The organism is [Flexibacter] sp. ATCC 35103, assembly GCF_001975985.1.
In the GTDB taxonomy this organism is placed as follows: Bacteria; Bacteroidota; Bacteroidia; order Flavobacteriales; family Flavobacteriaceae; genus Flavobacterium.
On the sequence record NZ_MTQF01000017.1, the window covers coordinates 19,632 to 34,869 of the forward strand.

Here is a 15,238-nt window from a genome sequence, read left to right on the forward strand (position 1 = left end):
AAATGATAGTTTTAGGCAATAAAGAATACTATAAAGGTATTGGTGAGATTAAATTTGAAGGAAGAGAATCTGATAATCCACTGGCATTTAAATATTACAATCCGGATCAGGTTGTAGCGGGAAAAACAATGCGCGAACATTTTAGGTTTGCTGTCGCATACTGGCATACATTCTGCGGACAAGGAAGTGATCCATTTGGGCCAGGAACTCAAAATTTTCCCTGGGATCAATCAGCAGATCCTGTTCAGGCTGCTAAAGATAAAGCCGATGCTGCTTTTGAATTTATCAGCAAAATGGGATTTGATTATTTCTGTTTTCACGATTATGATTTAATTGCTGAAGGACCAACTTTTGCAGAATCAGAAAGACGTTTGGCAACCATTACAGAATATTTAAAACAGAAAAAAGCTGAATCAGGAATTAAGTTGCTGTGGGGAACTTCAAATTGTTTCTCGAATCCAAGATTTATGAACGGAGCAGCTACAAATCCTGATTTTAATGTCGTGGCAAGAGCCGGAGGACAAGTAAAATTAGCGCTTGATGCAACAATTGCTTTAGATGGGGAAAACTATGTATTCTGGGGCGGACGTGAAGGTTATATGTCTTTATTAAATACAGACATGGGAAGAGAACTCGATCATATGGCACAATTTTTAACCATGTCAAGAGATTATGCAAGAGCGCAGGGATTTAAAGGAACTTTTTTTATTGAGCCAAAACCTATGGAACCTTCAAAACATCAGTACGATTTTGACTCTGCAACAGCAATTGGATTTTTACGTGAATATGGTTTAGATAAAGATTTCAAAATTAATATTGAAGTAAATCATGCAACATTGGCACAACACACTTTTCAGCATGAACTTGAAGTAGCTGCAAAAGCCGGAATGTTAGGAAGCATTGATGCAAACAGAGGAGATTACCAAAACGGTTGGGATACAGACCAGTTTCCAAACAACATTCAGGAAACGACAGAAGCAATGCTTGTTTTTCTGAAAGCAGGCGGATTACAAGGCGGAGGAGTAAATTTTGATGCAAAAATTAGAAGAAATTCTACAGATCCTGAAGATGTTTTCCTGGCACACATTGGCGGTGCTGATACATTTGCAAGAGCATTGTTAACTGCTGATAAAATCATTACTTCTTCTCCTTATGAAAAATTAAGAAAAGAAAGATACAGCTCATTTGATTCCGGAAAAGGAAAAGATTTTGCTGATGGAAAACTAAACCTAAAAGACTTATATGCGATTGCAAACGAAAATGGAGAATTAAACCTGCAAAGCGGAAAACAGGAATTGTTTGAAAATATCATTAATCAATATATTTAATGAATAGAAATATCTAACAGGTTTTGAAAAACTTCTCAGGGCAGTTTGAAATTTCTTAAAAAGATATTTTTATGATAATTATAAAATATGATAGTTATAGAAAGTTATTTTTTTGAATTTCTTTATAAAAAATTTGAATCCCTGAATTTATAATATAGTAACAATTAAATTATAAGATTCTATAAAATAAACGACTATCAAGGCTGCATTTTTGTAACCCAGTATTAAGTCCTTTCAATTCATTTTGAGAGGATTTTTTTTGTTTTATAAGCAACCGATTGCCTGTTTAGCCTTTTATTATAAAGATGAAGGTTTTAGTGGTAAAATATTGCAATTCAGAAATATATAAGTCTTATTTCTTATTTATTTGATGTTTTTAGCTAAAATTATGCTTCTTTTTTGTAATTGGATTTTGATTAAAAAAACTTTTTAATCAAAAAAATATTGATTTCAGGATTTTTATGTTTTTTCTAATATTGGAGATAAAATGATCTCATATCTCTAACGTTTTCGTAAGTAAGAATATCTATTTTGCGATATTTTTAATATTTTGTAGGTATAAATAAGTATTACGTTTTTTTTAAATACTATTTTTTAATAATTCGGAAAAATAATTAACGCAACCGATTGTGTATTGTTGTTTTTTATATATATTTGTTTCAATAAAGACTTATAATGCTCTGTACTATATAAAGAATAATTTATAAGTCCACAGACAAAAAACCTAACTAACCATACTACTAACTAATTAAACCAATTGTTTATGACTAACTTTTTAATTAAAAAAAGCAAATCAAAAATCATAAGATTTTTGGGGTTTCTAACCTTATTGTTTCTATTCTCCTGGAATACAAATGCGCAGACCACAGTTTCAGGTACAGTATCTGATGCTAGTGGTCCAATACCCGGAGCAAATGTTAATATAAAGGGCACTAAAACAGGAGTTGTTACAGGATTTGACGGAAATTATACGATAACAAATGTTCCTGCCAATGGTGTTTTGGTATTTAGCTTTCTGGGTTTAACAACCAGAGAAGTATCTGTTGATGGTAAAACTAAAATTAATATACTATTACAGGAGAATTCAAATGCACTGCAGGAAGTTGTAGTTATAGGTTACGGGGCACAACGAAAGGAAGCTGTCACGGGTTCTGTGGCATCTATAAAAGGAGATGTTCTTAGAGAAGTACCTTCGGCAAATGTTACGCAGGCGCTTCAGGGGCGTTTGGCAGGAGTCGAAATGACACAGACTTCTACAAAACCCGGTGCTACTATGCAGGTCCGTATTCGTGGTACAAGATCATTAACAGCCGGAAACGACCCATTAGTAGTTCTGGACGGAATTCCTTTTTCAGGAACATTAGCAGATATAAGCCCTGATGACATAAAAAGTATAGATATTTTAAAAGATGCTTCGGCAACCGCTATTTATGGTTCCAGAGGTGCAAATGGTGTAATATTGGTTACCAGTAATAAAGGAACAAAAGGTCAAAAAGCCCAGATAGCCTATAATACCTATACAGGATATAAAAATGCGGTAAAATATCCTATGATGAGCGGACCTAAGTATGTAGAGTTTCGTAAACTCGCTGGTAAAAACCTTGTAAATGGTATCGATGAATCGAATGATGTAGATACAGACTGGCAGGATTTGTTTTATAGAACAGGTATTGTGACAAGTCATGATATCGCAGTTACAGGCGGAAGTGAAAAAGGTAATTACAATTTTGGAGCTAATTATTATAAAGATCAGGCCGTTATACCGGGATCAGAATACAATCGTTATTCAGTTCGTGCAGGTCTTGATCAGGAACTGGGTTTACTTCGTATTGGTTTTTCGTCTAATAATAATTATAGTATAACAGATGGTGCAAGTATAGGAATGTATGGCGTTCTTAGTATGTCGCCAATTGCGAATCCTTACAATCCAGATGGTTCCCTAAAAAGAACAGTGAGAATGCCACAGGATGAAAACTGGGTGTATACACGAGAAAGCATGAAAAATCTGGGCGACAAATTTGTTGATCGCAACAAGGCTTTTGGTACTTATAATTCAGCTTATGCCGAGTTAAAAATTCCGGCCATAGACGGTTTAAAAGCCAGAGTTAATATTGGAGGAAATCTCCGTACCACCAATACAGGTAATTATACCGGAATTGGAGTTTTTAATTCTAATATTAATAATCCTAACGTAGCCTCAATAGGAAATTCTCTAAATACAAGCTGGACCATCGAAAGCTTGTTAAACTATGACCACACTTTTGGACAAAAACATAAAGTAAGCGCGCTGGCGATGTATTCAGCAGAACAAGCAACATACAACAGCTCATCAATTTCCAGAAGAAATATTGCAGGCGACAGTTTTCAGTACTTTAACCTTGGTCAGACTTCTACAGGTGATAATGACGATATTACGATCAATAATAATAATCAAATTTATACGCAAAGTGGTCTTATGTCTTACATGGTCAGAGGTATGTATTCTTATGCAGATCGCTACATGATAAGCGCAACTTATAGATCAGACGCCTCATCAAGACTGGCACCATCGAATCAATGGCACAGTTATCCGGCTATATCAGCCGGATGGAATATTCAGAAAGAATCCTTTATGAATAATGTTTCCTGGGTTAATTCATTAAAATTACGTGCAGGTTATGGTCAGACTTCAAACCAGTCAGTAGCTCCTTATGCTACATTAGGGAACTTAAGTACCAGACCATATAATTTTGGAGACACAAATGCAACCGGATATTATGTTTCGACATTACCTAATCCGGATCTTGGCTGGGAATATTCTATAACAACAAACTACGCACTTGATTTTGCCTTTTTAAAAAATCGTTTATCCGGTACTATAGAATATTATACTACAGATACAAAAGATCTTTTGCTTAGCGTAAACCTGCCAGTGACTTCAGGAGTAAGCAGTTATGTAGGGAATGTGGGATCTACTCAGAATAAAGGTTATGAATTTTCATTAAATGGGGTAATCCTGGACAATTATAACGGATGGACCTGGGAAGCAGGAGCAAATATATACAGTAATAAAAATAAACTGGTGTCCCTGGCTTCAGGAACAACCGAAGATAAAAACAACTGGTGGTTTGTTGGTAAACCTATTAATGTAATTTATGATTATAAAAAAGTGGGAATCTGGCAGACTGATGCCGAAGCAAAACAATACGAAGGACCGGCAGGAGCAGCAGGAATGATTAGAGTACAATATACCGGCGAGTATAATGCTGATGGTACTCCAAAAAGATTAATTGGTGCTGATGACAGACAAGTTATGAATGCAGATCCTGATTTTCAGGGTGGTTTTAATACCAGAGTCGCATACAAGGGATTTGATCTCTCGATAGTAGGAATTTTTCAAAGCGGAGGTATCCTGAATAGTACACTTTATGGTTCTAATGGGTATCTTAATATCAACGATGGACGAAGAGGGCAGATAGATGTTGATTACTGGACGTCCACGAATACCGGAGCACAATTTCCGTTGCCGGGAGGTCCAACAGAAAGTAATAATCCAAAATATGGTTCAACCTTAGGATATTTTGATGGATCTTATGTAAAACTTAAAACCATTACTTTAGGATATAATCTTCAAAAAGACTGGATCAAAACCGCCGGTATGGAAAGACTGAGACTTTACTGTACAGTTCAAAACCCTTGGGTGATATATTCGCCTTATCATAAATTATCAGGTTTAGATCCTGAAACGAATTCATACGCAAATGACGGTACCAATATGGCTGTGGCCTATTCAGGGAATTTAAGCCGCTTGCTTACAGTGGGATACAATACTCCACAGTCTACTAATTTTATGTTAGGGCTAAACGTAACATTCTAAAAACAGAAAAAATGAAAAAACAGATTAAAATGAAAAAATATATAAGCGCAGCAATACTTTCATTAGTTCTTTTCAGCTGTTCTAATGATATCTTAGACGAAAAACCGCGTGCTATTTTTACACCGGATTATTTCTCAACACCAGAAGGGGTAATGGGAGGAGTAACTTCTATGTACGGACATTTACGCTATATGTATGGTAATGGATATTTTTTAAATGTAGGACAAATAGCCACAGATGAATCAACATGGGGACAGAATTCAGATGGAAATGTCAAAAACCTGGATTATTCAGGAGTGGGAATTATAGATCCTTCAACAAGTAATACAAGTGCAGTCTGGAATAATGCTTTCCCAAATATTAATACTGCCAGCGGTGTTATTGAAAACGGAATGGCAATTGGAACTATTTCACCCGCCCTTATTGCAGAAGCCAGATTTTTTCGTGCTTTTGATTATTTTTTACTTGTACAGACTTATGGAGGTGTACCTCTTGACTTGGGTGCAGGAGAATTAAAATTTAATTCTTCGACAATGCGGTCTTCTGTTCGAAATACAGTTCCTGAAGTTTACAGTAAAGCCATTTTTCCAGATCTAAAGAAAGCTGTTGAAGATTTACCGGTAGCAGGGCGTGTTACAGGAGGCTTAACGAAAACCGCTGCAAGGCTTTTTTTAGCAAAGGCGTATCTTACTTTTGGATGGTGGCTTCAAAATCCAAAAAACATTCCTACTTATCCTGCATCAGATAGAAAAGATCTGGACGGACACGATGCAGCATGGTATTTTCAGCAGGCATATGATACTGCAGTAGCAGCTATAAATGATCCGGGACCATTTGGTTTGCAACCAACATTTTATGATGTAAATGTGGCTACAAAAGACAGAAACAAAGAAATGTTGTTATATGCAGATCACACACAATCCAGTGCAACGTATAACGGAGGCGATCTTAGTTATAGCGGTGGTGGTTTTAGTACAGATTATTTTGCCGGCTGGTTTGGTCAGTTTAACTATACAGGTGTTAGAAGCTCCTCCAGTAAAACAAGTTGGGCAGCAGTAAGTTCAGTTCAGCGGGAAGCTTCGCAACCTTTGGGTCGCCCCTGGACCATGCTGGCACCTCCAATAGAAGTATTTAAAAAGACCTTTGCAGACAAAACAAATGATTCCCGCTACGACGGAACATTTACAACAGCATATCGTGGCAATTGGGCTAAAGCCGGAATTACTTCGCCTACTTTATACAATGCAAATTATTTACCAATAGCAAATGGAGACGCAGTATTAACTTTTTTGGATAATGATGTGTCAGGTGTAGATTATTCAAACACTGTTTATAACAGTTCTGTAGGAGCAGGTATTTTACCCGGAAGAGCAGATTTTGTAATCGAACCGAGTTATTTCTCCAGAATATGTTACCCGGGAAACTGGAAACTTGGACCTTATCGTACAGATAATGGTACTGGTTTAGGATCGCCTAATGGCAGCAGCACACGCCCTTTTCCAGTGGCTAAATTCTCTGAACTGTATTTTATAGCAGCCGAGGCGGCCGTAAAAGGTGCGACTGTTCAGGGTGGTAAAAGTGCAAGAGATCTTATTAATGTTATTCGCGCAAGAGCAGGAAAATGGAATTTTAATAACAAAGCTAATACTGCTGTTGCTCAGGATAATAGTGCCGTTATGATTGCTGCTACTCCGGCAATTATAGACATTGATTATATTCTTGCTGAACGTTCCCGTGAATATTTTGGCGAAGGTTATCGCTGGTATGATTTAACACGTACACAAAACTGGATAGAATATGGTGGTGCATTTACCATTGCCGGTGCAACAAACCCTAATGATTGGAAAGATCACTCCGTAAAAACGTTTACCCGTACCATAACAGCAAAGGATTATCTGCGCCCTATACCAACGACTCAACTGGACGGTATGGAGATGTCAGCAGGCGATAAAGCTGCCTATCAAAATCCTGGATACTAATAAAATAAGATAAAATTGAAGATTTTTAAAACTTTAATAATCGTTTATTTTAGTAAGTTTAAGTAATAAATGTTCTTTTTGAGTTTGTTTACAAAAAGCCGGATCTTAATTCGGCTTTTTGTTATTAAAGAGATTGTTATCAAATTAAAAAAAAATAGAATGGTTGGATCAATAAAAAATGTTCTTTTCATAATTGTATTGTTTACGATGCAATTAGGCTTTAGCCAAAATGCAATGCCAAACCTTCAGAAAAAAGGAAACAAGACACAATTAATCGTCAATAAAAAACCTTTTATTATACTTGGCGGAGAATTGGGGAATTCTTCGGCGACAACCATGGAAAGCATAGAGCCCATTTGGGCCAAATTAACAGATATGAATCTAAATACCGTATTAACGCCCATTTATTGGGAATTAATAGAAAAAGATCAAGGTAAATTCGATTTCTCACTGGTTGATGATTTAATTCTGAGAGCCAGAAAAGAAAACCTGAAATTAGTCTTTTTGTGGTTTGGATCCTGGAAAAACAGTATGTCAAGTCATGCTCCGGAATGGGTAAAACTAAATCAGAAAAAATATCCAAGGGTTAAAGACGATAAAGACAGAAGTCATGAAATACTCACACCATTTAGCGAAAACAATTTGCAGGCAGACTTAAATGCTTTTCAGAAACTAATGGCACATATTAAAGAATTCGATCAAAAGAACCAAATTGTAATTATGGTACAAGTCGAGAATGAAATAGGAATGTTGCCAACAGCCAGAGATTATCATCCATTGGCAAATGAAGCTTTCAAAAAAGAAGTTCCGGCAGAGTTACTACAATATATGCAGAAAAATAAAGCAAAATTAGTTCCTGAGTTTTTAGAAATATGGAAAACCAATGGTTATAAAACTTCAGGAAATTGGGAACAGGTTTTTGGAAAAGGACTCCATACAGATGAGATTTTTATGGCGTGGTATTTTGCCAAATTCACCAATAAAATAGCCAAAGCAGGAAAAGACAGTTATGCCATTCCTATGTTTGTAAATGCTGCTTTGAATGCTCCCGAAAAAAAGCCGGGAGAATATCCAAGCGCAGGCCCGTTACCGCATGTAATGGATGTATGGAAAGCAGCAGGCACAGCCATCGATTTTTTGTCACCTGATTTTTATAATCCATCATTTAAACACTGGAATGATTTATTTACCCGTCAGGGAGATCCCTTATTTATACCGGAACATCGTTTTGATTCCACCGCACCATTCAAAGGATTATATGCTATTGCACATTATGAAGCAATGGGGTTTTCGCCTTTTTCTATTGAATCTGTTTCTGATGCCAAAAAAGAACCACTCGGGAAAATTTATGATTTGGTCAAACAGCTAACCCCAGTTATCGAATCAAATAAAGGGCAGGGTAAAATTGACGGCGTTTTATTAGACAAAGAAAATCAATTGCAGATTATTACTTTAGGAAATTATGAGTTTACTTTTAAGCACGATTATACTTTGAATTGGTCAGATGGTGCTAAAGAAGAAAAATGGCCCATGTCAAGTGCAATTATTATAGAAATAGGAAATGATGAGTTTTATATCGCCGGATCCGGAATTGTAGTCACTTTTAAATCCTTAAAAAATAAAAATCTTAATACAGGTATTTTGAAAACCGATCTGGGAAAATTTGAAAATGAAGTCTGGAGAACCATTAGACATTTTAATGGAGATCAAACCCATCAGGGAAGACATTTAAGGATTTCAGTGGGCGATTATGAAATTCAAAAACTAAAATTATACACCTATGAATAACATATCCTAACAGGTTTTTAAAATCTGTTAGGTATTAAAACCTAAAAAAGTTAGCCATGAATTACACCAATTAATATTTAATAAAATCAACACAAAAAATTAGTGAAAATTAGTGAAAATTAGTGTAATTCGTGGCAAAAAAACGAGTTCTAAACCCAACAAATCATTGCAGTAAAGAATATAAAAATGAAAAAATCAATAACATTAATCATCTTATTTATAAGCTTTGGTGCAGCTGCACAAATAAAATTACCGCGTTTAATTAGTGACGGTATGATTTTGCAGCGCGATACAAAAGTGAAAATTTGGGGTTGGGCTTCTGCCAAAGAAAAAATCGAACTAAATTTCAATTATAAAACATACAAAACCGTCACAACCGAAGAGGGCAAATGGGAGATTGTACTTCCGTCTCAAAAAGCCGGCGGTCCTTATGAAATGACTTTGCAGGGAAATAATAAAATCATACTAAAGAATATTCTTTTTGGAGACGTTTGGGTTTGTTCCGGACAATCAAATATGGAGCTTCCTATGAATCGTCTGAAAGATAAATACAAAGATGTTATCGCTAAAGCGGAAAATTCAAATATCAGACAGTTTTTAGTTCCGGATCAATATTATTTCGCCAATGAAAAAGAAGATTTTACTTCCGGAGAATGGATTTCGGCAACCCCTTTAAGTGTTTTGCAATTTTCAGGAGTTGCTTATTTTTTCGCCTTAGAAATCTATGAAAAATACAAAATTCCGATAGGGTTGATAAACTCAGCTTTAGGAGGTTCTCCGGCAGAATCCTGGATCAGTGAGGAAAGCGTTAAGAAATTTCCCGATTATTATCAGGAATATTTAAAATATAAAGACGGAACACTCGAAAAACAAATCGAAGAAAATGATCAAAAAGTAAGTAATGATTGGTACAAATTAGCCAATAATACGGATGAAGGTTTAAAGAGCAACTGGAAAAGTGCTGATCTGGATGATCTTGATTGGAAAACAATGAATATCCCGGGTTATTGGGCAGACAATGATTTAGGAAATAGTAACGGAGTAGTCTGGTTCCGGAAAGAATTTGTTGTTTCAAAAGTAAAAGGCGATACCGCAAAACTTATTTTAGGCCGAATTGTGGATGCCGATTCCGTTTATGTAAATGGTAATTTTGTTGGTACAACTTCATATCAATATCCTCCAAGAATCTATTCTTTTGATGGCAAAATTTTAAAAGAGGGGAAAAATGAAATCTCTGTTCGTATTATTAATAATTCAGGAAAAGGAGGATTTGTTATTGACAAACCGTATCAATTAGTTTCAGGAAACGACACAATTGATTTAAAAGGATCATGGAAATATAAATTAGGAACAAAAATGTTGCCTTTGCCTTCGCCAACTTTTGTGCGATGGAAACCTGTTGGACTTTATAACGCTATGATTGCGCCATTAAAAAATTATTCCATAAAGGGAGTATTATGGTATCAGGGAGAATCCAGCACTAAAAAACCATCAGAATATTTTGCACTAATAGAAACTCTAATTGCAAATTGGCGCGCCCAATGGCAACAAGAAAAATTACCGTTTTTAGTCGTGCAATTAACTAATTTCATGGAACCAAAACCAGAACCAGCCGAAAGCAATTGGGCAGCATTAAGACAGCAGCAATTAAATGTTTTAAAAATACCCAATACAGGAATGGCGGTCACCATAGATTTAGGAGAATGGAACGACATTCACCCTTTAAATAAATACGATGTTGGTAAAAGGCTTGCTCTTCAAGCCAGAAAGGTCGCATATGGCGAGAAAAATCTAGTAGCTTCAGGCCCGCTTTTTAAATCAATAGAACAAAAAGAAAACAAACTAATCCTGAGTTTTACAGACATAGGATCTGGTTTAACTTCAAAAGATTCTCCTGTATTAAAAGGATTTGCAATTGCAGGAAATGACGGAAAATTTGTTTGGGCAAATGCGACTATAGAAAACAATAAAGTGATAGTTTGGAGCGAAACCATCATAAATCCAACCAAAGTGAGATATGCTTGGGCAGATAATCCCGTAGAAGCTAATTTATATAACAAAGAGAATTTGCCGGCTTCACCCTTTGAAGCAAATTTGAATAGGAGGGAGTAGTTGAGGTTTGGTATAGTGATTATTAAATATAAAACCCTCAACAATTGTTGAGGGTTTTAATACTGGAGAATATAGCTCTAAAATCTTTATTATTTATTCATAGCAATATATTCAGAAGGTGTCATCGAAAAATGCTTTTGAAAGTTTCGGCCAAAACTCGTTTGCGATTTATATCCCACTATTTCGGCGATTTCATACATCTTGTAGTTTTCATTCAAAAGCAGTTCTGCAGCACGTTTTAAACGTACAATATTGATTAATTCATTTGGACTCAAATTCGAAAGATCCTTAATTTTTCGGTATAAAGTAGATCGGCTCATATTCATAATCTCAGCCAGAGATTCTACACTTAAATCAGAATCAGTAATGTTTTTCAGGATTTCTTCGTCAAGTTTTTTCAGGAATTTTTCGTCGGTTTTATTGTGGGCGATACTTTTAATATGCGAAAGAGGAGAACTCGCATAATAATTCATAATCTGCTTTCTGTTTTCGATCAGATTGTTCACCTGAACTTTTAAATAATCCATTGAAAAAGGTTTTGCAATATAGGCATCGGCACCCACTTCAAGACCGTCAATCTGAGATTTAAGCGAATTTTTTGCGGTGAGCAAAATCACCGGAATATGGCTTGTTTCAAGATTCGTTTTAATCTCCTTGCACAATGTAATTCCGTCCATAACCGGCATCGAAACATCGCTTATGACCAATTGAATATTCTCGTTATGAATTATTTTTAAGGCATTTTCACCATTATCTGCTTTTAGAATAGTGTAAAATGGAGCTAATTCTGTTGTAATAAAATTCAATAAATCTTCATTGTCTTCAACCACCAAAAGCTGTGTTTTCTCGTGTTTATTTTCGATTTCAACAGTTTCATGTTCAGTTTCAATTTCTTCTTTCTCAGATTCATTATAAAACATAAATTCTTCTTCCTGACGAAGCGGAACCACCAATTCAAAAATATTCACCTTTGAATCCGGAATTACCTGGAGATTTCCGTTATGCAATTGCGTTAACGAATGTGCCAATGAAAGCCCAATTCCTGTTCCTGAAGTTGTATCCATATTATCAACCCTGAAAAACGGTTCGAAAATTTTATCTTTTAGATGAAACGGAATCAGATTCCCATCATTTTTAACGATTAAAGTCAACTTTTTTTCATCCCTGAAAAGCGTGATCGAAGCTTTATTTGTAGAATATTTAATAGCATTACTCATCAAATTGCTCAGTATTTTTTTGAAAGCTTCTTTATCCACAAAAGCAAAAATGTCTTTTTCGCCCAGTTCCATTTCAAATTCAATTCCTCTTTCTTCGATCAGCTGGCTAAATCTCAAATGTAAATTCCTGACCATCGATGAAATATTCGCTTCTACAAAAGTGAGCTTTAATCCGCCAATTTCCGATTTTCTAAAATCCAGTAATTCGTTTACCAATTTTAATAAGCGCGAAGTATTTTTTTTCATGATAGAAAGATTCTGAGGCACTTCAGGTAATTGGTGTTCCATTATTAAAAGTTTTTCCAAAGGACCTTTTATCAATGTCAAAGGTGTTCTGATTTCGTGTGCCACATTGGTAAAAAAGTCAATTTTTGCCTGATAGATTTCTTTCTCCTTTTCGTCATTCAGATGTTTTATTTTTCGGTTATTTTTAATCTGCGTCAAATTCTGAGAATAACGAATGATATAATAAAACGAACCGCATATCAGTAAAAAATAGAAAAAATAGGCATAAGAACTTGCCCAAAATGGTGGCAGGATCCGGATTTTTAATTTTACTTCTTTACTCCAAACACCAAAACTATTTAGTGATTTTACTTTAAAAACATAATCGCCGGGCGCCAGTTCTGTAAAGAAAACTTTATTATTGCGTTCCAGAAATACCCATTCATTATTAACATTTTCAAGTTTATACCAATATTCAGTAAGTTCCGGTGCCGTATAATTTAACGAAGCAAATTCAAGATTAAATGATGTTTGACTGTTGTTGAGTTCCAGTTCATCAATATGCGAAATAGACTGTTTTATAGGCGAATCATTTTTATTGGCATCAACATCCTTATTATTGATTTGCAAATTGGTAATAAAAATAGAAGGTGTGTATTTGTTTTTGGTAAAATTCTTGGGATTAAAGCTAATCATCCCGTTTAAGTTTCCAAAATACATCGTTCCGTTTGTGTCCTTAAATGCAGAAGCATAATTAAACTGATCGCTCAATAAACCATTTGCTGTTGTAAAGATTTTAATGCTTTTATGATCCGGACTAAATTTTACCAGACCCTTAGAAGTCGTAAGCCATAAATTTTTCGAATCATCTTCTAAAATAGAATATACCACATTGCTTGGAAAACCATTTTTTGTAGTGAATTTTTTAAAAGTTCTTGTTTTTTTATCGAATAAATCCAGTCCGTTTTCAGTAGCAAACCATAAATTTTTCGAACTGTCTTCAAAAATATAATTGATGGAATTATTACTAATCCCGTTTGGATTTTTGTAATCATAAATAAAAACTTCTTTCTTTTTGGTTTTCGGATTATAGTAAAATAAACCATCGCGATAACTTCCTGCCCAGCAATTTCCGTCGCTGTCTTCTTTATAAGTAGTATAATGAGTGGTTTCAGGGAAAAATTTTAAGGTTTCAAAATTATCATTTTGTTCATTGTAACGGTAAAGCCCCATTGTGGTAATAACAATTAATTCATCTTTTTTAGTTTCATAAAAAGAAAAAATAAAGTTACTGCGCAATCCGGATCCTGAATTATTAGCACTATAGTGTCGTACAACGTTACCTGAATTTCTGTCTAAAACATCCAGACCATGTTCAAAAGTTCCCACCCAGATTTTATCTTTTCTAGGCATTAAAGCGTGAATATTATAATAAGACACACCGCTTTTACTTCCGTTTGGTAAATACGAAGTAAACTGTTGCGTTTTCGGATTAAATCGGTTCAAACCCGCGTCTTCAGTCCCAATCCAAAGATCACCTTTGTCATCTTTATGAATTTCCCTGACGGCACTTCCGCTAATTGAATTCTGCCCTTTTTGAGGAAAGTATTTTTTGAATTGCGTGTATTGTTTTTGATGGTAATTAATTCCGCCAAAATACGTTCCCACCCAAATTCCGTTTTCTTTATCGACAGTTATAGAATACGCGGCATTATCTGAAATTGCATACGGATCATTATAATTCTTTCTAAGATTAACGTTTGTTTTTGTTCTCAGATTATAAACATAAATCCCGGATTCACTTGCAATCCAGAGTTCGTCATTGTCCTTCTTTTTGAATTGTCGCACATAAACCGGATTTTTTGTCGAAAATTGCAAAGCCGAAGTTGTTTTATTTGGAATATTATACATCAAAACACCATCATCCTGTGTACCAATTACAATATTGTTTTTATCCAAAGCATAAATAACCGTAATTCTAAAATTGGCAGAACTTGCAGGAGGCGTTATCGGAAGATTTTCAAACGAAAGACTTTCTTCAGAATAATGGTAGATTTTATTTAAAGACGAAGCCCATATTTCGCCATTAGCACCTCTTGAAATCGAAGTTGCAACAAAATACTTATTGGGATTAAAAGTCTTGGTTTCCTTTTTTGTTGTAGAATATTTATACAGGATATTTCCTGATATAAACCAGATATTCCCTTTTTTATCATGATTAATATCGTTTATTCGATCGTTTATGGCTTCATTTAAAACCGTAAACTGATCTGTTTTTTTATTATACTGATACAGGCCTTTATCTGTACCTACCCAAATTACACCTTTATATTCATGCAAAGACTGGATATAATTGCTGCCTAAACTATGAATTGGGTCCGCATTGCTGCGATAAGTTTTAAAACGATAACCGTCAAATCTGTTTAAACCATCTTTTGTTCCAAACCACATAAAACCATCTTCATCCTGTAAAGAAGTCAAAACAGTATTGTTTGAAAGTCCTTCTTCAACCTGAAAATGTTTAAAATAATATTCTTGTGCCTGAATAAAATTTATCGAAAAAATCGAAAGAAATAATAAAAGAAAGAATTTACGCATAGTTGTATTTTTTATGATAAATCGGGACTTATTCAAATCGTGTCAATATTCTACAAAATGTTGCAAGTCTCGATTTTTCTGGTCTTTTTTATACCATTTGAATCATTTAAGATAGAAATTGACACAAATGAATCA

The 15,238-nt window shown here is 34.9% G+C and carries 6 protein-coding genes; 5 read left to right on the top strand and 1 reads right to left on the bottom strand.

Going from position 1 to position 15,238, the window contains the following annotated elements; translation table 11 throughout:
- Positions 1-2: 2 nt before the first annotated feature.
- The 5 genes from xylA (at position 3) to BXU01_RS22925 (ending at position 11,063) form a co-directional block, all read left to right on the top strand.
- Complete coding sequence (gene xylA, locus BXU01_RS22905) at positions 3-1,328, top strand: xylose isomerase (protein ID WP_083696050.1); 1,326 nt, start codon at positions 3-5, stop codon at positions 1,326-1,328.
- A 763-nt stretch (positions 1,329-2,091) separates the two neighbouring features.
- A complete protein-coding gene (locus tag BXU01_RS22910; protein ID WP_083696052.1) occupies positions 2,092-5,184 on the top strand; it encodes a TonB-dependent receptor in 3,093 nt (1,030 codons plus the stop codon).
- Between the two features lie 29 nt (positions 5,185-5,213).
- On the top strand, positions 5,214-7,163 hold the full coding sequence (locus tag BXU01_RS22915) for a RagB/SusD family nutrient uptake outer membrane protein (RefSeq protein ID WP_255373832.1): 1,950 nt from the start codon (positions 5,214-5,216) through the stop codon (positions 7,161-7,163).
- A 159-nt stretch (positions 7,164-7,322) separates the two neighbouring features.
- Positions 7,323-8,951: a DUF5597 domain-containing protein gene (locus BXU01_RS22920; protein WP_083696126.1), complete on the top strand. Its 1,629-nt coding sequence runs from the start codon at positions 7,323-7,325 to the stop codon at positions 8,949-8,951.
- A 186-nt stretch (positions 8,952-9,137) separates the two neighbouring features.
- Complete coding sequence (locus BXU01_RS22925) at positions 9,138-11,063, top strand: sialate O-acetylesterase (RefSeq protein WP_083696057.1); 1,926 nt, start codon at positions 9,138-9,140, stop codon at positions 11,061-11,063.
- Between the two features lie 89 nt (positions 11,064-11,152).
- On the opposite strand, the gene BXU01_RS22930 is transcribed toward BXU01_RS22925, so the two are convergent.
- On the bottom strand, positions 11,153-15,103 hold the full coding sequence (locus tag BXU01_RS22930; RefSeq protein WP_083696060.1) for a two-component regulator propeller domain-containing protein: 3,951 nt from the start codon (positions 15,101-15,103) through the stop codon (positions 11,153-11,155).
- Between the last annotated feature and the right edge of the window lie 135 nt (positions 15,104-15,238).

What these genes read in the sequence shown, in the direction of transcription:
- BXU01_RS22910 (WP_083696052.1), top strand. Translation starts at nt 2,092, where the DNA reads ATGACTAACTTTTTAATTAAAAAAAGCAAATCAAAAATCATAAGATTT.
- xylA (WP_083696050.1), top strand. Translation starts at nt 3, where the DNA reads ATGATAGTTTTAGGCAATAAAGAATACTATAAAGGTATTGGTGAGATT.
- BXU01_RS22920 (WP_083696126.1), top strand. Translation starts at nt 7,323, where the DNA reads ATGGTTGGATCAATAAAAAATGTTCTTTTCATAATTGTATTGTTTACG.
- BXU01_RS22925 (WP_083696057.1), top strand. Translation starts at nt 9,138, where the DNA reads ATGAAAAAATCAATAACATTAATCATCTTATTTATAAGCTTTGGTGCA.
- BXU01_RS22930 (WP_083696060.1), bottom strand. Translation starts at nt 15,103, where the DNA reads ATGCGTAAATTCTTTCTTTTATTATTTCTTTCGATTTTTTCGATAAAT.
- BXU01_RS22915 (WP_255373832.1), top strand. Translation starts at nt 5,214, where the DNA reads ATGAAAAAATATATAAGCGCAGCAATACTTTCATTAGTTCTTTTCAGC.